The sequence below is a fragment of the Pseudomonas frederiksbergensis genome, assembly GCF_035751725.1.
Lineage (GTDB): Bacteria > Pseudomonadota > Gammaproteobacteria > Pseudomonadales > Pseudomonadaceae > Aquipseudomonas > Aquipseudomonas frederiksbergensis_A.
This window is the reverse complement of sequence record NZ_CP142104.1, coordinates 2,133,795-2,150,961: the sequence shown is the minus strand read 5'-3', so window position 1 is coordinate 2,150,961 and position 17,167 is coordinate 2,133,795. Positions and strand designations below refer to the sequence as shown.

The 17,167-nt window shown below is 61.5% G+C and carries 17 protein-coding genes and 1 pseudogene; 9 read left to right on the top strand and 9 right to left on the bottom strand.

The genetic code is table 11. The annotated features are described in order from the left end of the window. Positions 1–28 precede the first annotated feature (28 nt). A complete protein-coding gene (locus VQ575_RS09655; protein ID WP_325919532.1) occupies positions 29–979 on the bottom strand; it encodes a GlxA family transcriptional regulator in 951 nt (316 codons plus the stop codon). Between the two features lie 236 nt (positions 980–1,215). On the opposite strand from VQ575_RS09655, the gene VQ575_RS09650 reads away from it, so the two are divergent. Further along, positions 1,216–1,938, top strand: coding sequence for a pirin family protein (locus VQ575_RS09650; protein ID WP_325919531.1), 723 nt, complete (start codon positions 1,216–1,218; stop codon positions 1,936–1,938). A gap of 61 nt (positions 1,939–1,999) precedes the next feature. Here the strand turns inward: VQ575_RS09650 and VQ575_RS09645 are convergent, their stop codons facing one another. Then, on the bottom strand, positions 2,000–2,875 hold the full coding sequence (locus VQ575_RS09645; protein WP_198726768.1) for a LysR family transcriptional regulator: 876 nt from the start codon (positions 2,873–2,875) through the stop codon (positions 2,000–2,002). Between the two features lie 111 nt (positions 2,876–2,986). On the opposite strand from VQ575_RS09645, the gene VQ575_RS09640 reads away from it, so the two are divergent. Then, entirely contained in the window at positions 2,987–4,198 is a 1,212-nt protein-coding gene (locus VQ575_RS09640) for a YbfB/YjiJ family MFS transporter (RefSeq protein WP_325919530.1), read from the top strand. Positions 4,199–4,201: 3 nt separating this feature from the next. Here VQ575_RS09640 and VQ575_RS09635 read toward each other — a convergent pair whose 3' ends face one another. Continuing rightward, on the bottom strand, positions 4,202–5,233 hold the full coding sequence (locus tag VQ575_RS09635; RefSeq protein WP_325919529.1) for a GlxA family transcriptional regulator: 1,032 nt from the start codon (positions 5,231–5,233) through the stop codon (positions 4,202–4,204). Positions 5,234–5,501: 268 nt separating this feature from the next. Between VQ575_RS09635 and VQ575_RS27195 the strand changes: the two are divergent. Continuing rightward, positions 5,502–6,584: pseudogene (locus VQ575_RS27195) on the top strand (HAMP domain-containing protein); the annotation flags it as partial. Positions 6,585–6,590: 6 nt separating this feature from the next. Continuing rightward, positions 6,591–7,445: a methyl-accepting chemotaxis protein gene (locus VQ575_RS27190; protein WP_411829969.1), complete on the top strand. Its 855-nt coding sequence runs from the start codon at positions 6,591–6,593 to the stop codon at positions 7,443–7,445. A 229-nt stretch (positions 7,446–7,674) separates the two neighbouring features. On the opposite strand, the gene VQ575_RS09625 is transcribed toward VQ575_RS27190, so the two are convergent. Continuing rightward, positions 7,675–8,574, bottom strand: coding sequence for a glycine betaine ABC transporter substrate-binding protein (locus VQ575_RS09625; RefSeq protein WP_039592846.1), 900 nt, complete (start codon positions 8,572–8,574; stop codon positions 7,675–7,677). A gap of 438 nt (positions 8,575–9,012) precedes the next feature. On the opposite strand from VQ575_RS09625, the gene VQ575_RS09620 reads away from it, so the two are divergent. After that, complete coding sequence (locus VQ575_RS09620; protein ID WP_325919528.1) at positions 9,013–11,049, top strand: NADH:flavin oxidoreductase; 2,037 nt, start codon at positions 9,013–9,015, stop codon at positions 11,047–11,049. Positions 11,050–11,148: 99 nt separating this feature from the next. On the opposite strand, the gene VQ575_RS09615 is transcribed toward VQ575_RS09620, so the two are convergent. Beyond that, entirely contained in the window at positions 11,149–11,934 is a 786-nt protein-coding gene (locus VQ575_RS09615; protein WP_325919526.1) for a pyrroline-5-carboxylate reductase family protein, read from the bottom strand. Continuing rightward, positions 11,931–12,632, bottom strand: a complete 702-nt coding sequence (locus VQ575_RS09610; RefSeq protein WP_039592843.1) for a TetR/AcrR family transcriptional regulator — start codon at positions 12,630–12,632, stop codon at positions 11,931–11,933. The genes VQ575_RS09615 and VQ575_RS09610 overlap by 4 nt, the downstream gene beginning before the upstream one ends. Positions 12,633–13,033: 401 nt before the next feature. On the opposite strand from VQ575_RS09610, the gene VQ575_RS09605 reads away from it, so the two are divergent. Both VQ575_RS09605 and VQ575_RS27350 read left to right on the top strand, forming a co-directional pair. Then, complete coding sequence (locus tag VQ575_RS09605) at positions 13,034–13,297, top strand: hypothetical protein (protein WP_039592842.1); 264 nt, start codon at positions 13,034–13,036, stop codon at positions 13,295–13,297. Between the two features lie 104 nt (positions 13,298–13,401). Continuing rightward, the gene (locus VQ575_RS27350; protein WP_442087941.1) at positions 13,402–13,488 is read left to right on the top strand and encodes a small membrane protein YohP; all 87 of its coding nucleotides are present in this window, start codon (positions 13,402–13,404) and stop codon (positions 13,486–13,488) included. A gap of 37 nt (positions 13,489–13,525) precedes the next feature. Here VQ575_RS27350 and VQ575_RS09600 read toward each other — a convergent pair whose 3' ends face one another. Then, positions 13,526–14,095, bottom strand: a complete 570-nt coding sequence (locus VQ575_RS09600; protein ID WP_045155638.1) for a TetR/AcrR family transcriptional regulator — start codon at positions 14,093–14,095, stop codon at positions 13,526–13,528. Positions 14,096–14,279: 184 nt separating this feature from the next. Here VQ575_RS09600 and VQ575_RS09595 point away from each other — a divergent pair, with 184 nt between their 5' ends. Next, positions 14,280–15,062: an SDR family NAD(P)-dependent oxidoreductase gene (locus tag VQ575_RS09595; protein WP_325919525.1), complete on the top strand. Its 783-nt coding sequence runs from the start codon at positions 14,280–14,282 to the stop codon at positions 15,060–15,062. 140 nt (positions 15,063–15,202) lie between these two features. Next, positions 15,203–16,216 carry a zinc-dependent alcohol dehydrogenase gene (locus VQ575_RS09590; protein WP_039592839.1) on the top strand — a complete coding sequence of 338 codons (1,014 nt, stop codon included), beginning with the start codon at positions 15,203–15,205 and terminating at the stop codon, positions 16,214–16,216. Positions 16,217–16,219: 3 nt separating this feature from the next. On the opposite strand, the gene VQ575_RS09585 is transcribed toward VQ575_RS09590, so the two are convergent. Both VQ575_RS09585 and VQ575_RS09580 read right to left on the bottom strand, forming a co-directional pair. Then, on the bottom strand, positions 16,220–16,687 hold the full coding sequence (locus tag VQ575_RS09585; protein WP_325919524.1) for a MarR family winged helix-turn-helix transcriptional regulator: 468 nt from the start codon (positions 16,685–16,687) through the stop codon (positions 16,220–16,222). A gap of 87 nt (positions 16,688–16,774) precedes the next feature. Further along, positions 16,775–17,089 (bottom strand): hypothetical protein, encoded by a 315-nt coding sequence (locus VQ575_RS09580; RefSeq protein ID WP_325919523.1) that lies wholly within the window; start codon positions 17,087–17,089, stop codon positions 16,775–16,777. Positions 17,090–17,167: the final 78 nt, after the last annotated feature.

Here is a 17,167-nt window from a genome sequence, read left to right as displayed (position 1 = left end):
CACGGTGCCCAGGACGGACATCCAAGGCTCAACTGAACTGCTGGCGGTACTGGACCGGTGTCAGGCCAAGCTTTTCACTGAACAGCTGGCGCATGTGGCGGACACTGCCGAAGCCGCTGCGAAACGCCACGGTCTTGAGGGGCAAGTCGGTGGATTCGAGCAACTGCCGCGCCCGATCGATGCGCGCCCCTTGGAGGAATTCCATGGGCGTCATTTTCACCTCTCGGACAAACAGCCGGGCAAAATGCCGGGCGCTCATGGCCACGACTGCCGCCATGCGTTCCACCGTGAATGGCTCCTCCAGATGCTCCATCACGTAGTGCTGCACCCGAGTGACCGCCGACTCCTGGGCCGCCACGGTCGCCACCAGCGGACTGAACTGCGCTTGTCCGCCCTGGCGCTTCATGAGCACCAGCAGCACCTTGGCGACATCCAGCGCAATCTTGCGGCCATGATCCTGTGCGACGATGGCCAAGGCCATGTCGATGCCGGCGGTGACACCGCCAGAGGTGATCAGGCGTCGGTCCCGTAGATAGATTTTGTCGGTCTCGATCAGTGCCTTGGGAAAGCGTTGGATCAAGCGCTCGGTGTAATGCCAATGCGTGGTCACGCGGTGTCCATCGAGCAACCCCGCCTCACCGAGCACAAACGCACCGGTACAGATGGAGCCGTAGCACGTGGCCCTTTGCGCCGAGGCGCGCAGCCAGGTGTGCAACGCTGGGTGCCGGTCGTTATAGGCCCCGGGGCCGCCCGGTACGAGCAACACGTCATAGGCGGCCCAGGCCTGGTCGATATGGATATCGGCGTGGACGTTCACACCATTGGAGGCGCGCAACGGGCCTCGCTCGGTGCCCAGGGTCAGCAGTTGATAATGCTGGTCGGGGACAAGAAAACGATTGGCGATGGAAAACACTTCCAGCGGCCCGGCCATGTCGAGCAGCAGGAAATCGGGGAACAGCACCATTGCTACGGTTTTCATGGGAAGACGCCAGATCGAGAAGAACATGCAGCAAATTGAAAAAACGCGAACCTTGTGGGGTTTGCAATCATCGGTCGGCATTATGACGAAGCGAAGCGTGCGGTGCGAAATTGTCCACTCAGAACGGACAGTATTTCCACATTCACCTGCTTATTGCACAAGTCGATTACCATTAACCTTCTTCTGAACCCGGCGAACGGCCATGGCCACCGCCCACTGAACCAGGAGAAATTATCATGCTGACCCTTCGTAAAGCGTCCGATCGCGGTATTGCACGTCACGGCTGGCTGACGTCGTTCCACACCTTTTCGTTCGCCAGCTACCGCGACCTCAATCAACAAGGCTTTTCCGACCTGCTGGTGATCAACGACGACCGGGTCGCCGCCGCCAAGGGTTTCGGCCAGCACCCGCATCGGGACATGGAGATTTTCTCCTACGTGCTCGAGGGCGCGCTGGAGCACAAGGACACCTTGGGCACCGGTTCGGTCATCCGTCCCGGGGACGTGCAGCTGATGAGTGCCGGCAGTGGCGTGGCTCACAGTGAGTTCAATCACAGCGCCGACGAGCCCGTGCACTTCCTGCAGATCTGGATCGTGCCCAACGTCGTCGGCGCCACGCCGCGCTACCAGCAGGAACACTTCAGCCCCGAACAGAAACGTGGTCGCCTGCAACTGATCATCTCGCCGGACGGCGCCGAGGGCTCACTGCATGTTCGCCAGGACGCACGGGTCTACGCCGGGCTGTTCGATGGCGCCGAGAGCGCCACGCTGGCGTTGGCTGCCGATCGCTATGCCTATGTCCATGTCGCCCGAGGCAGCGTCGAGCTCAATGGCGTGCCGTTGCAGGAAGGCGATGGCGTGCGGGTGCGCCAGGAACAGGCGCTGACACTGAGCAACGGCCAGAATGCCGAAGTGCTGGTGTTTGACCTGCGGCCACAGGAGCTGCCGCAGATGCCATGAGGCCTGCATGCAGGGCATCCTGTGGGAGCGAGCAAGCTCCCACAGGTTCTTTTATCCTGCGTCATTGGTTTTCCTGGGAAAACGCCGCGACAATCTCATCGATCACCGCCCGCACCCGCGCCGTATGGCGCAAGTCCGCGTGCGTCACCAGCCAGACCTCGTAGGGCAGCGGCCGCGTGCGCTGCGGCCACAGGCGCACCAGTCCATCGCGCTCGCCCATGTACACCGGGATTTCCCCCACTCCGAGCCCTGCCGCAATCGACCGACGTACCAACAAGCTTGAGCTCAGGCCGGCAACGATCCGCCCACGACTGACCGGCTCGGCGACCAGGGTAAAGTCCTTTTGCGCCTGCAAATATGGCTGGTAGACCACCAGGTCATGGCCTTCGAACGCGCTGCCCGGCGTCGGCTCGCCATGGGCGTCGACATATTCGCGCGACGCGAACAACCCCACCGGCCAACGGGCGATCCGCCGGGCGATCAGGTCGGGATTGTCCGGCCGGGTGTTGCGCACGGCAACGTCCGCTTCGCGCTTGACCAGGCTGGTGATCTGCGTGGAAGCGTCCAGCTGCACGCGCACGTCGGGGTGGCGTTGGTGCAGACGGGCAATGGCGGGGATCAGGAAGTCGATCGCCAATGAATCGGTGGTGGCGACACGCACATTGCCCGCCAGCCGATCGTCGAGGCCTTGTATCCGACGCTCCAGCTCCAGGGCCGACTGCTCCATTTTCTCCACGGACTTGAGCGCGGCCTCGCCCATCGACGTCAGGGCGTAACCGTCGGGCGTGCGCAGGAACAGAGCGGCGCTCAAGGACTTCTCCAACGCGACGATGCGCCGGCCCACAGTCGCCTGGTCCACCCCCAGCACACGCGCCGCACCCCGCAGGGTCGACTCCCGACAGACCGCCAGGAATACCCGTGCATCATCCCAATTCATCCATCCTCCTACCGATGCATAGTTGCATCACCGCGCCGCGTAATCGCTGCATAAACGCAACAACAATAGCCGATATGCTGGACGCCATGAACCTTCTATGGGATCGCTACCATGCGTACATCATCCGCGGCGCTCGATTCACCTCCAACCAGTATCTGGTTGCCGATATTCGCCGGCCTCTGCGCCAGCCTCGTCAGCATCGGCCTGGCGCGCTTCGCCTACACCCCTTTGATTCCACCGCTGATCGAAGCGCATTGGTTCAGCGCAGGCGACGTTGTCTACCTCGGGGCCGCCAACCTCGTCGGCTACCTGATCGGCGCCCTCCTCGGCCGGCCAATGGCCCGTTGGCTGTCCAATAAAAATGCATTGCGACTGATGATGCTGGCCGTGACGGCTGCGTTTTTCGCCTGTGCCTTTCCTGTGTCGGTCACCTGGTATTTCGCCTGGCGGCTGCTGTCGGGCATCGCCGGCGGCGCGATCATGGTGCTGGTGGCCGCCACCGTGCTGCCCCATGTGCCCGTCGCACGCAGAGGCCTGGCCAGTGGTGCGATTTTCCTGGGCATCGGGCTGGGCATCGCCGGCTCCGGAACGATCGTGCCGCCGCTGTTGAGTCTCGGCCTGCAAGCCACATGGCTCGGGCTCGGCGTGCTGTCGCTGGTACTGACCGGGTTGAGCTGGTTCGGTTGGCCGCACGACGCTGCGCACCAGAACAGTGGCTCGAAACACGCCACACCGGACGAACCCACGCCCCGCGCCGTCTATCAGTTGTTTGCCCAATACGCCTTCATGGCGGCGGGGTTGGTCCCGGCGATGGTGTTCCTGGTGGACTATGTCGCCCGCGGCCTCAAGGCCGGCGCCCACGTCGGTGCACTGGTATGGGTGATGTATGGCCTGGGGGCGATTGTCGGGCCAGTGACTTATGGTTTTCTGGCGGACCACCTGGGCGCGCGCAAAAGCATACGACTGGTGTTGGCCGTCCAAGCCGTAGCCCTCGGCCTGCTGGCGACCTCCCAGAGTTTCCTGGCGCTGGCCGTGCTGGCCGTGGTGATCGGTTCGTTCCCGCCAGGCATCGTGCCGTTGGCCCTGGCCCGGGTGCATGAGCTGCTGCCGGACCACCATCGCCAGCAAGTCGCCTGGAGCCGCGCCACCGTTTCCTTCGCCACTTTCCAGGCGCTGGCCGGGTTTGGCTATTCGGCGCTGTTCAATGCCAGCGGTGGACACCACGCGTTGCTGTTCCTGGTTTCCGCTGGCGCGATTATCGTGGCCTTGCTGCTCGACTTCGCTGCGGGGCGAATCGCAAGGCCAGCAACGGTGGGCGGCTAAACCTCATTTGCGCCCGAACGTCGACCGGTAGCTGCCAGGCGGCACGCCGAAAAAGTCCCGGAAACGCCGCTGGAAATGCGGCGAGCTGACGAAGCCCGTGGCAACGGCGATTTCCGTGACCGAGCGGTTGGTCTGCTGGATGAGTTGGCGCGCGCGCGTCAGGCGCAGCTCCAGGTAATAACGCGTCGGGGTCGCGCCGAGGAACCGGCAGAACCGCCGTTCCAACTGACGCTTGGAAACCTTGACGCACTCCGCCAGCTCATCGATCGTCAACGGCTCCTCGACGTTCTGCCACATCAGTTCCAGCGCCAGCTTGAGGCTTTCCGGCAGCGTCGGGTCCGTCTCGACAAAGATCGGCGGCAAGTCCGAGGCGTCGTCCCCTGACTCATCGCAGCGAAGGATCTCTTCGATGGCCCCCACCAGCGCCTCCCCGCCCGTGCGGCGGATCAACTGGAGCATCATGCGCAGCGAACTGTTGGCGCCCGCGCAACTGACCCGCTCACGGTCCACGACATAAGCGCGGCTGGAGACTTTCACGTGAGCAAACATCTCGGTCATCGTCGCCCGGCTTTCCGGGTGGACCGCGCATTCGTACCCGTCGAGCAGGTTCGCATCGGCCACGAAAAACACCCCATTCCACAAACCGCCCAATAGCGCACCCGACGCTGCGTTGGCGCGCAGCTTGCGTCGCAACAGCGGCGTGCCTTGCAGTTTCACGCGAAAGCCACCGGCGACAATCAACACGTCCAGGTTGTCCGGCAGTTGCGCCAGCTCGACATCGGTGGAAATGACAATGCCCAGGTCACTCGTCACCTGCCCGCCGGAAGCACCTACCGTCAACACGTCATAAAGCGGCGTGTCGTTCATCAGGTTGGCGGTGACCAGCGCGTCCACCGCACCGGTGAAGGACATCATCGAAAAATTGTCCATCAGTACAAACGCGACGCGGACCGGCGCCTGGCTGACCGAAGCAGTCCCTTGGGGCCGATAAGCCATGTTCTTGTTCTTGAGTACGCTTTCGAATGCGCTGGGCATGGGGCCTCGTGATGCGGAAAGGCGATCTGGACTGAAGCCGGGCAAAGAACCCGAACGATGCCATCTTCGCGATTAACCACCCAGGCGACATTCGCCTGGGCGACATCACTGTCAGCGATAACGACCTCCGACAAGTGGTGACCTCAAGGGAATACGACCTTGGTCGATAGCCTGAGGGTAGGCATGGGCGCTTTCCCTCCAGAGTTCGCAACGCTCGACGCTAATGTTTCCGCCGTTCCAACACCGATAAATACCTGCGGGAGAAGTCATGAATATCAAACAGAAGCTGACATGGGCGTTCGCGGCCATTGCCTGCGTGCCGGTGATCCTGGTGGCGGTGCTCGTGGTATTGAACCTGCGCGACGCGGCACAAGCCAACTTCCTGGACAGCAGCGGTCGCGAGATTCGCCAGATCGACAACGGCATGAAGCAGTTCTTCGACGGCATCATGCAGAACGTCGAATTCTTCGCCAAGGACCCAAGGATCGTCGCGGCCAAGGACCTGAAGAACTATTCCGGCGCCGACGCTGCGCAAATCCCGCTGACCGAGAACAACAAACAACTCCTGGCGATTTTCGACCAGTTCGCCAAGAGCCATCCAACCACCGCCTACCTGTCCCTGGGCCTGGCGGACGGCGGCTACGCGAGTTGGCCGGATGATCCGAAGATCTCCAACTACGATCCGCGCGTGCGCCCTTGGTACAAGGCTGCCATCGCCGCGCCGGGCACCACGGTCAAGACCGACGCCTACTACTGGGCACCGGACGACGTGTCGCTGATCGGCATCGTGCACACCGTCGCCGATGCCAGCGGCAAGCTGGTCGGCGTCGTTGGCCTGGACGTGTCGCTCAAGCAACTGACCGAACTGGTCAAGAACATCAAGCTGGGCGACAGCGGCTACCTGATGCTGGTGGAGGGCAGCGGCAACGTGCTGGTTGACCCCGCCGATGCCAAGCACAACTTCAAGCCGCTGGCCGACCTCGGCCCCAATTACGCCGCGCTGGCCAAGAGCAGCGATGGCGCGACCCAGATCGAGATCGACGGCGTGCCGTACATGGCCAACATCGTCACCTCCAAAAGCCTGGGCTGGCGCTTCATCGGCCTGATCAAGCGCGACGAAGTGATGGCCGAAGCCGCGAGCCTGACCTGGCTGATCGCGGTGATCGCCGCCGCACTGGCCGTAGTCTTCGCCATCGTCGGTGCCAGTTTCGCCAGCGTCATCGTCCGACCGATCCGTGGCGTTGCCAACGGCCTGCAGGAAATCGCCGAAGGTGAAGGCGACCTCACCCGCAAACTGTCGGTGCAGGGCAAGGACGAAACGGCCACCCTGGCGGGTTGGTTCAACCAGTTCCTGGCCATGATCGCGCAACTGATGCAGCGCATCGGCAGCGCTTCTTCCGACCTGCAAACTGCCGCGGCCGATACCAGCAACGTGGCCCAGAACATGAACGATGCCGCCGGGCGCCAGCGCCAGGCCGTGGAGCTGGTGAGCACCGCGTTCAACGAAATGGTCGCCACCGCCAACGAGGTGGCCCGCTCCTGCAGCCAGGCCGCCGTCAGCGCGGACACCGGCTATCGCGATGTACATGACGGCCAGCACCACATCGGCGAAGCCACCGGCAGTGTGCTAAAGCTGAGTGAGGAATTGCAGCAGTCGACCCAGACCATGCAGGCGCTGGAGCAGGACAGCAAGAACATCAACACCATCCTCGACACCATCCGTTCGATCGCCGAACAGACCAACCTGCTGGCGCTCAATGCGGCCATCGAAGCGGCGCGCGCGGGCGATCAGGGCCGCGGCTTTGCCGTGGTGGCCGACGAGGTGCGCGCCCTGGCGCGGCGTACCGCCGATTCCACCGGCGAGATCGACAGCCTGCTCGGCAACCTCGCGCGGCGCACCCAAGAAGTGACGCAACAGATGCAGAACAGCCTGCAGGTGTCGCACACCAGCGTCGAGCGCATCCAGCAGGCTCGCGACAGCTTCGACAAGATCCGCACCTCGGTGGACTCGATTCGCGACCAGAACACCCAGATCGCCACCGCTGCGGAGCAACAGCACCAAGTGGCGGAAGACATCAACCGGCACATCGCGCAGATTCATTCCGATGCGCAGTTGGTCGAGGAGTTTGCCCATACGGCGCAGACCGGTTCAGGGCGGTTGACGGATATTTCCGGACAGCTCAAGGGATTGGTGGGGCGCTTCAAGTTCTAAACCGAGCTTACGTCCACTGAAGATCAAATGTGGGGAGCACAGCAAGGAACTCGCCTAGAAACGCCCCCGCCAATGCCAATGTCATCAAGGGGAACACCGCATACAGGGCTTGCACTTCCGCCAGCCCCAGACCTCGCACTGCGTAGACATGCGAGAGAACTCGGCAGCAGTGCCCTTGGAGCTTGACCAAGGGCACCGGACAGCAACAGCTGTCGGATATCAACGGCGATTACTGGGCTGGCGCCACGGAAGCCGTCTGGCTGCCAAACATCGCTTCGAAGCGAGGCTTGTTCGCCGCGTAATACTCGGCAACCACCTTGTCCGCGGTACTTTCGCGGGCATCCGCCATCAACTTTTCAAGGTCCGCTTTCGGAATCTTGAAGTTGGCAAAGAAGCGAGCCACGTCCGGATGCTCGGCACTGAAGCCTTTGCGTGCGACGGCGTGGATCTGCTCGGCGCCACCGAAGATCTGCTTCGGATCATCCAGATAGCGCAACGGCCATTTGGCGAACATCCAGTGCGGGCTCCAGGCGTTGACCAACGACCATTTGTCGCGCTTGAGGTTGCGATCCAGTTCGCTCAGCATTCCGGACTCTGAAGACGCCACCATCTTGTAGCCATCGAGCTTGTATTCCTTGATGGCTTTCTCAGTCAATTTGTACTGACCGTTACCTACTTCCGAGGTGAGGATCTTGCCGCCAAGTTTCTCCCGGACTTCGGGCTTGTTGAGGTCTTCGACACTGGCGATCTCGCTGGTTGGAATGGAGGTAGGCACCGCCATGCCGATTCGACCTTCATACAACACGCCGAGGTCTTCGAGCCTGTCCTTGTACTTGTCATAGAACGACTTGTGGGTGCTGGGCAGCCAGACCATCGGGATCAGATCGATATTGCCGTTAGCCAGGGCCTGGAACTGGATGCCGATATCGGCCAGCACCAGCTTGACCGGTTGCTTGAGGTGATCTTGCAACGCGGTGTTCGCCAGCTTTACCGCGATTTCCGTATCCGACCAGTTCACCCAGCCGATACGGATGGGCGTGGGTTCCTCGGCTTGAGCGATCAGACTGCTGCAGGCTAATGCGAGGCCTGCAAACCAGCCGATAAAAGTTTTACTGGGTAACGTCATCATGTGCATCTCCGCAGACTGTATTAGTAGTTATTGGCAGAACAGCAGAAGCATTCATTTCCCATCATGACCGCAGGCGGCCATCGGTAAGTTCTAGTTATGAAAATCACGGGGACTAACGTTTTCCTGCCCTCCTCCGCCCTTTGGCGTTTCCAACCGCAATGACCGGCGGCTTTCACCCGGACTTTTACATTCGGGTCGATGGCGCGCCTAACCGCACCGAGCATTTTCATTGTTCTTCGCATAGCCCCTTCCACGTGGATCGAGGCGGGATGGCGGGCCGCAGGGGCCGTATCACCCCCGTTTCGACTGGATGGTAATCCCGGTTTTTCCATCAAGCAAGAAAAATGTACACCAGTGTCCCACTAGTTGACACACATGAACATTCAACATACCGTTATGTCAAAACCCAGCCTGATGTTCTGTTCCGGGAGCAACACCATGTCCAGCGATCCTCTGCTGCAGCCCTACAAAATCAAGCATCTGACGCTCAAGAATAGGATCATGACCACCTCCCACGAGCCCGCGTATCCGGTCGATGGCATGCCGAAGGATTTGTACCGTGCCTATCACGTCGAACGGGCGAAGGCCGGCGTGGCGCTGACCATGACGGCGGGTTCCGCTGCCGTTTCCCGGGACAGCCCGCCCGTGTTCAACAACGTGCTGGCGTACAAGGATGAAGTGGTCAAATGGATGAAGGACCTGACCGACGAGTGCCACGAACACGGCGCCGCCGTAATGATCCAACTCACCCACCTGGGCCGTCGCACGCGCTGGGACAAGGCTGACTGGCTGCCGGTCGTCTCGCCGTCCCATCGTCGCGAGGCGTCCCACCGGGCCTTCCCGAAGAAACTGGAAGACTGGGATATCGACCGGATCATCAAGGATTACGTGGACGCCGCCGAACGCATGAAGGCCGCCGGTCTTGATGGCTTGGAGCTGCAGGCCTACGGGCACCTCATGGACCAGTTCTGGTCGCCGCTGACCAACGATCTCGACGGGCCTTACGGCGGCTCGCTGGAAAACCGCATGCGCTTCACCTTCGATGTGTTGCGCGGTATCCGCCAGCGTTGCGGCGAGGATTTCCTGCTGGGGGTTCGCTACACCGGTGACGAAGATTTGCCCGGCGGCTTCGGTGCCAGCGATGGCCTGCAGATATCCCACATGCTCAAGGACAGCGGCCTGGTGGATTTCCTCAACGTCGTGCGCGGGCACATCGATACCGACGCTGGCCTCACCGACGTGATCCCGATCCAGGGCATGCGCAACTCGCCGCACCTGGATTTTGCTGGCGAGATCCGCTCTGCCACCGGTTTCCCGACCTTTCATGCGGCGAAGATCCCGGACGTCGCCACGGCACGACACGCCATCGCCTCGGGCAAGGTGGACATGATCGGCATGACCCGCGCGCACATGACCGACCCGCATATCGTGCGCAAGATCATTGAAAAACGTGAAGAAGAGATCCGCCCCTGCGTTGGCGCCAACTATTGCCTGGACCGCATCTACCAGGGCGGCGCCGCGTACTGCATCCACAACGCCGCCACCGGGCGCGAAACCACCATGCCCCACGAAATCCCCAAGGCGCCGGTCAAGCGCAACGTCGTGGTGATCGGCAGCGGTCCGGCGGGCCTGGAAGCGGCGCGGGTGGCCGGTGAGCGCGGCCATGATGTCACGGTGTTCGAAGTGGCCGACCAGCCAGGTGGGCAAATCCGCCTGACCGCGCAGAGCGAACGTCGACGCGAGATGATCAGCATCATCGATTGGCGCATGGCGCAATGCGAACGGCTGGGGGTGAAGTTTCACTTCAATACCTGGGCCGAAGCCGAGACGGTCTTGGCCGAACAACCGGACGTGGTGATCGTCGCCACGGGCGGCTTGCCCCATACCGAGGTGCTCAAGCAAGGCAATGAGCTGGTGGTGTCGACCTGGGACATCATTTCCGGCGACGTCAAGCCCGGCCAGAACGTGCTGATCTTCGACGACGCGGGTGACCACGCGGCGCTACAGGCGGCCGAGGTAATCGCCAACAGCGGCGCGAAACTGGAGATCGTCACGCCCGACCGATCGTTCGCGCCGGAGGTGATGGCCATGAACCTGGTGCCGTACATGCGCAGCCTGCAAGACCTGAACGTCACCTTCACCGTCACGTATCGGGTCGACTCCGTGGAAAAGCGCGACGGGCAACTGGTTGCCAGCTTCGGCAGCGATTACGGCCAGGTGCACAAGCAGCGCGTGGTCGACCAGGTGGTGGTCAACCACGGCACCCTGCCCCTGGATGATCTGTACTTCGAGCTGCGCCCGCATTCGCGCAACAACGGCGCGGTCGAACAGCACAACCTGATCGCCGGGAAAACCCAGGACATCGTGACCAACCCGGACGGCCGCTTCCAACTGTTCCGGATTGGTGACGCGGTGTCGGCGCGTAATACCCATGCGGCAATCTACGACGCGTTGCGGCTGGTCAAGGACCTTTAAGAAGAGTTCGCTCGCGAAAGCGGTGGTTCAGCCACATGGATGTTGGATTGGCTTCCGACTTCGCGGGCAGGCTCCCACAAGTCCCTGTATATGCACGCGTCAGGCTTGGAGTCCTTTACGCGCCACGGCGGCGCCAGCTTGCAACGCCCTTCCCACCTGCGCCTCGAAATGCCCTTGGGTCATCGACTGCAAGGCGGCGGCCGTCACGCCGCGATAGGCGACCAGGGCATCGATCATCTGCCGGGCATCATGACTGGCGAGCAACTGGCTGCTGTTGACCACGACATTCTGGGCGGCTAGCTGTGCAATCTCCGCAGGAATGCCGGCTGCCATCGCCTGATTCGCCAATGCCGTCATCAACAGAGCAGGAAAGGCCGGGCCGGTGCCCGAAAGCGCGGAGAGATAGTCGATGAAATCTTCCTGCTGGACCTCGGCAGCGGTGCCCACGCATTCGAACAAGCGCTGGACGAGGCTTTTCGTCGCCGGCTCCACCGCGCCAGCGCAATACCAAGGCGTAAAGGATTGCCCGATTTCCACCGCCGCATTGGGCATCGCCCGCACGACGCTTGAAGCCGAGGACTGCGCGACAATAGCCTGCGCCGTGATGCCGGCCATCAATGAGATGACCGTCTTGCCCATCGCGTTGAGGGTCAGGCCGGCGAATTGCTCGGGTCGTACCGCGATGATGACGATGTCGCTACGGTCCACCAGTGCCTGGTTATCGGCGACCAGGCAAACGCCTTGCCGCGCCAATGGATGAGTCCCTGAGCGATTGGATACGACCAGGTTACTCGCCGGAAGCAGGTTCTTCGCCAGCACGGCCTTGGCAATCGCCCCGCCCAGCCAGCCCGTACCGCCGATGATGCCCAGCGTCGGCTCGGTCATTTTCCAGCGGTCTCTTCAAAGGTTTCCACCAGCGGCACAAAGACCCCAGGCTCTTTTTCGGCATAACCGAATTTGCCGTAGAAACGGTCCAGCTCGCGCTGCTTGGGCACCTTGCCGGTGAAAATGCTCACGTAATGCGGGATGCGCTGGAAACGCACGGTGATCAACTCGCTGGTGTTCATGGTGATGTAGCCGATCTGGGTCAGGTAGATCGTTCGCGCTCGTGCGTCGGCCCCTTGGCTGTCGTAGCCGAAGCGCTTGAACATGCTCGCCAGGGCGCCCATTCGCTGCTCGTCGACAACGGCGACTTCCTGGGCCACTTCAGCGGATTGGAGTGCCCAACTGCGCACTGCGAATTCGAACTGCGAGTCGAACAGTTGTGGGTTGAGCCAGCACTCGAAGACATTCAGGATCGCCTCGGAGATGCTCTCGGCGTAGCTTTCGCTTTGACGGATCAGGCCACCGGTGTTGGTCTCGCGCCAGCGCGACAGCAAAGCCGCCAGCAGCTGTTCGCGGTCCTCGAAAAACCAATAGAAACTGGTGCGTGACAACCCCAGGCGCTTGGCCAACGGCATGACCCGGACCGCATCGATGCCGGACTCCTTCAAAGCCTCGTAGGCCGCTTCCAGCCAGCCTTCGGGCGACCCCCGCCAACCTGCGTCCTGGGCCTTGCCACGCGCCTTCCCGACCTGGGGCATTTTGCATCCACCTTATTGAACATACGTAACGCGAATGTACTCGGATGCCCGTCGAATGTACACCGGAGTACATTTGATTGACTCGCCTCCCCTGGTCCCCAGGGACCGGCTCTGGTTTAGCCCGCTGGCCTTGGTGGGTTCGCCATCGCCGCGCCCATCCGCTTGACCTTCTTGGGCGCGCGATGTTCCCCATGAACCACGGCCGGTTTTATCCGGCCCGTTACCAGAGCCTTTGGTGGCCTGAAATATGAATCCCGTTTTCTCGCAACGCTGCTTTATCCATGTTTGAGCAGAGCGCGTCGTCCCCATTTATCAATTGCCTTAAAAAACCGGGACCGGCGGCCGATACCTATGACAAGAGCCCATTAACTGGGTAAGCAGGATGACGGCGGGAACCGGTGATGACAGACATATATCTGCTGATAGCGAGCGGGACAGACCAGAGCGATGCGTATGTACTGGGTTGGTTCGATGACCGAAACAAAGCCCGGGAAGCGGCCGAACAGAAGGAATGGGAGGCTTATCGAGCCAGCCTGAAGGCGGAGCATCCCTGGTCGAGCCATAAACCACTGGCACCGGACAAGACCGATTACCGGCGCTACTGGATCAAGACCGTTTCGAAATTCGAACAGGTTTCCGTCCCGAGGTCTCTGGCCGTCCACTGAGCGGTCCGTGTCCATCTAACCGTCGACTCATTGCAAAAATTTAACGAACCGCGCGCGCTCGCCGGGGGTCTAGAAAACTAAGCCCATCCGATGAGAGCGTTCCTATGTTGAAATTTCTTGGTGGTACCGTTGGGATCATTTTCCTGATTGGCCTGATCGTGGTCATTGCCTTGTTCAAATTCATTTTCTGATCCGGCCGGCGGTAGCGTATTGCGCTACCGTCGCGCTTTACACAGGTTCGGACGCAGGCAGGGACGCCAGGATCCGATCACGGCAGACCTGCAGTATCTCGTCCGCCAACGGAGCATCATCCGGACAGGCCCGCGACAGCATCACCGCACCGACTGCATGGGCGAACAGGTTGATCATCGCTGCCCGGTCCCCTTCGCCTGTCGGCCCCAGCTTTTGCTCAAGCGCAGCCAGCGTGCCCTCCACTCCGTTGGCAAACGTGGTTTTCACCTCATCGGACTGACGCGCCGCGTCGCCGCACAAGGCGGCCATCGTGCAGCCATTGCCCCGCGCATCGCGGTGCTCGCGCGAGACATACATGGCGAAGAACCCAGCAACATCCAAGTTGCTGGCGCTGGTCAATGAACGCGAAAGACTGTCCGCCGCGGCTTCGGCCATCAGGTCGGCTTTCGAGCCGAAGTGCTTGTAGAAGCCACCATGGGTGAAGCCAGCGGCGGCCATCAGGTCGGCCACGCCGATGCCGTCAAAGCCACGTTCGCGAAACAGGACAGACGCCGTCTCGACGATATGTTCCCGGTTTGCCTGTGCCTGAGCCTTTGTCACTCTCATTTTTCGTCACCTCGTGCCGCTCGAATCATGCTTCGCATCATACATAGATGCCGACCATAATCAAATTCGTTGACAGTTTAGATTTCGGTCATCATCATAAATCGGACCCAATGCAATCCAGCTCCAGGTTACATCTTGAGCGCCGCAGCCAATCGCACCTCCTTACCCTGAAGAGACTGACACCATGACCACTCGCAAAACCGTACTCATCACTGGTGCTTCCACCGGCATCGGCGCCGTCTATGCCCAGCGCTTCGCCCAGCGCGGCCACGATCTGGTGCTGGTGGCTCGCGACAATGCGCGGCTGAAAGCGCTGGCGACCGAACTGCGCAACGAACACAACGTTATCGTCGATGTGCTTCAGGCGGACCTGACTCAAACCGCCGACCTGAACAAAGTCGAAGCGCGTCTGCGCGACGACGACAACATTGGCCTCTTGATCAACAACGCAGGCGCGGCCCAATCCGGCAGTTTCATCGAACAGACCACCGACAGCGTCGCGCTGCTGGTTTCGCTCAACACCACCGCGCTCGTCCGGCTCGCCAGCGCCATCGCCCCACGCCTGGCGAAGGCTGGCGACGGCGCGATCATCAACATCGGCTCGGTGGTCGGCCTGGCGCCGGAATTCGGTATGTCGGTCTATGGCGCGACCAAGGCCTTCGTGCTGTTCCTGTCCCAGGGGCTCAGCCTCGAACTCTCGCCTAAAGGCGTCTACGTCCAAGCCGTGCTGCCGGCAGCCACCCGGACCGAAATCTGGGAACGCGCGGGCATCGACATCAATACGCTGAGTGAAATCATGGAAGTCAGCGATCTCGTCGATGCCGCGCTGGTCGGATTCGATCGCCGCGAACCAGTGACCATTCCGCCGCTGCAGGACGGTGCTCGCTGGGATGCGTTGCAAGCTGCGCGCCAAGGATTGCTGGGGCAAATCAAGCAATCGGCGGTGGCTGAGCGATACATGGGCTGACGGTTTTATCGAAAGCACTGCTCCGACGTTGAACGGTTGCGGCTGGCTGGAATGGCATGGGCTTTGTCACATCAACATCGTTGACGTTAACACAGTCCACCCCTAGGTTAGCGGCATACCCAAGGCGTAGGAGCAAGACCATGAAAGAGCTTGTCGTCCAGCACCCCGGCCAACTGGCCTGGGTGAACGTGCCGTCCCCCCTATTGACCAGCCCGCGCAGTGCCCTGGTGCGGCCCATCGCCTCGGCATCCTGCGACCTCGATCGGCGCTTGATCGCCGGTCTCACGCCGTTCAAGCCGCCGTTTGCCTTGGGCCACGAATGTGTCGCTGAAGTGCTGGAGGTCGGCGACGAGGTCACCGGCGTGCGTCGCGGCGACCTGGTGTCGGTGCCGTGGAAAATCGCCTGCGGCGAGTGCCGCCAGTGCCTTGCCGGGCGGGCCACCGCTTGCACCGCCGTGGCTCGACATGCGGCCTTCGGCGTCCCGGCGGGCGGACACTGGGGCGGCCTGTTCTCCGAAGTGGTCCTGGTGCCCTTCGCCGATGCGATGTTGGTGCCACTGCCGCCCGGCCTGAATCCGTTGGCCGTCGCCAGCGCCAGCGACAACCTGACCGACGCCTGGGTCGCCGCCAGCCGACCTATCGCCTCGCGCCCGGATGCCCGCGTGCTGGTGGTCGGCGGCACGGAGAGCCTGGGAGTCCTGGCGGTGCAGATGGCGGTGGCCGCGGGGGCGGCAAGTGTCGATTATCTGGACGACAATCCCTACCGACTGGACCTTGCCCAACGCAGCGGCGCCAATGTCGACCCCGGCCAGGTGCTGGATGAGCGTTACGACGTGGTGGTCTCCGCTACGCGTGACCCGCAGGCGTTGCATCGGGGTCTGCTGGCTCTCGCCCCCGGTGGTCATTGCTCATGCATCGGTATTATTTTCGACGACCCGAAGATTCCCTTGTTCGGCATGTACCTGCGCGACGTGACCCTGTCGGTGGGCGTCTGCAATGTGCGCCCGCACATTCCCAAGGTGTTCGAGCTGGTCGGCAGCGGACGCTGCGATCCGCTGCTGGTGAGCCCGACCATCGTATCGTGCGAAGACGCCACCGAAGCACTGGTGCAACCGTTGGCCAAATGTATCGTAGTGCGCGAGCGCATCACTTGAGGCTCAGTTGAGGCGCTCGGCCAAGGCCTGCATTACTTTCGTCCAGGCATCTTGACCCAGGAAGTCGGTTTGCGCGAACGCCTGGCGCAAGGTCTGGCGCTCCAGCTCGGACGCCTGGTGCTCAAGCGCCTGGCCCTGCTCGGTGAGGGCCAGCAGCTTGAAGCGGTGGCGTTCAGGCTGGCGTGTGTAGCAAACCAGCTCACGCTCGAACAGGTGCGTCAACGGCCTGTGCATCGCCTGCTTGCTGACACCAAGCGTGATCGCCAGGTCGCCTACGTTGACTTCGTCTGCCCGGGCGATGATGTACAAGATGCGATGGTGCACGCGGGACAGGCCCTGGGTTTGCAGGAAAGCATCGGCGTCAGCGGTCAAGCCACGGAAGCCGAAGTGCAGGAGCTCCAGGGCGGAATCGAGGGGGTCCAGTGCCTGCAGACGAACGGATGCTGCGTTGATTTTTCTGTCGATGACCATGCTGTTCTCACCCGATGAACTGGCGGAGAGTCTGAGCCTTTTATCCCCGGAGCTCCCGGCGCCAATTATCGCGCAGAGGAAACCGAGTCATTTCGGCGCGTACTCCTTGCACATATCCTGCGCCATGGCAGCAAGCGGAGATTTGAGGATGGTGCTCGTGATGCTTGCCACCTCGAGTTTATAGGAGGGGTCGGATTTGATTTTCCTGACTTGCGACTTTTTTGCCTCATCGATCTTGGGGTCGGAGGCCATCGCATTCTCGACGTCGCCGTTCAGGCCTGGGTTGGTTTTGTTGCAAACTTGCTCCATCGCGACCATTGTCACTGACCATTGATGCTCTTCCTCTTGCTGATTCGCCAGAGAGCTCCCAGTAAAAGCGAAGCCCGCCAGGCACAGCGACACCCTGAAAATCCTTGTCGATGACATCATTATTCCTTTGGTAATAGGGCATTTATTTTCGATGAACAACACAGCCGAGGG

Coding starts and splice junctions, on each gene's coding strand:
- VQ575_RS09635 (WP_325919529.1), bottom strand. CDS start 5,233: ATGCCCAGCGCATTCGAAAGCGTACTCAAGAACAAGAACATGGCTTAT.
- VQ575_RS09640 (WP_325919530.1), top strand. CDS start 2,987: ATGCGTACATCATCCGCGGCGCTCGATTCACCTCCAACCAGTATCTGG.
- VQ575_RS09650 (WP_325919531.1), top strand. CDS start 1,216: ATGCTGACCCTTCGTAAAGCGTCCGATCGCGGTATTGCACGTCACGGC.
- VQ575_RS09610 (WP_039592843.1), bottom strand. CDS start 12,632: ATGCCCCAGGTCGGGAAGGCGCGTGGCAAGGCCCAGGACGCAGGTTGG.
- VQ575_RS09595 (WP_325919525.1), top strand. CDS start 14,280: ATGACCACTCGCAAAACCGTACTCATCACTGGTGCTTCCACCGGCATC.
- VQ575_RS09615 (WP_325919526.1), bottom strand. CDS start 11,934: ATGACCGAGCCGACGCTGGGCATCATCGGCGGTACGGGCTGGCTGGGC.
- VQ575_RS09590 (WP_039592839.1), top strand. CDS start 15,203: ATGAAAGAGCTTGTCGTCCAGCACCCCGGCCAACTGGCCTGGGTGAAC.
- VQ575_RS09620 (WP_325919528.1), top strand. CDS start 9,013: ATGTCCAGCGATCCTCTGCTGCAGCCCTACAAAATCAAGCATCTGACG.
- VQ575_RS27350 (WP_442087941.1), top strand. CDS start 13,402: ATGTTGAAATTTCTTGGTGGTACCGTTGGGATCATTTTCCTGATTGGC.
- VQ575_RS27190 (WP_411829969.1), top strand. CDS start 6,591: ATGATCGCGCAACTGATGCAGCGCATCGGCAGCGCTTCTTCCGACCTG.
- VQ575_RS09605 (WP_039592842.1), top strand. CDS start 13,034: ATGACAGACATATATCTGCTGATAGCGAGCGGGACAGACCAGAGCGAT.
- VQ575_RS09600 (WP_045155638.1), bottom strand. CDS start 14,095: ATGAGAGTGACAAAGGCTCAGGCACAGGCAAACCGGGAACATATCGTC.
- VQ575_RS09645 (WP_198726768.1), bottom strand. CDS start 2,875: ATGAATTGGGATGATGCACGGGTATTCCTGGCGGTCTGTCGGGAGTCG.
- VQ575_RS09585 (WP_325919524.1), bottom strand. CDS start 16,687: ATGGTCATCGACAGAAAAATCAACGCAGCATCCGTTCGTCTGCAGGCA.
- VQ575_RS09655 (WP_325919532.1), bottom strand. CDS start 979: ATGAAAACCGTAGCAATGGTGCTGTTCCCCGATTTCCTGCTGCTCGAC.
- VQ575_RS09625 (WP_039592846.1), bottom strand. CDS start 8,574: ATGATGACGTTACCCAGTAAAACTTTTATCGGCTGGTTTGCAGGCCTC.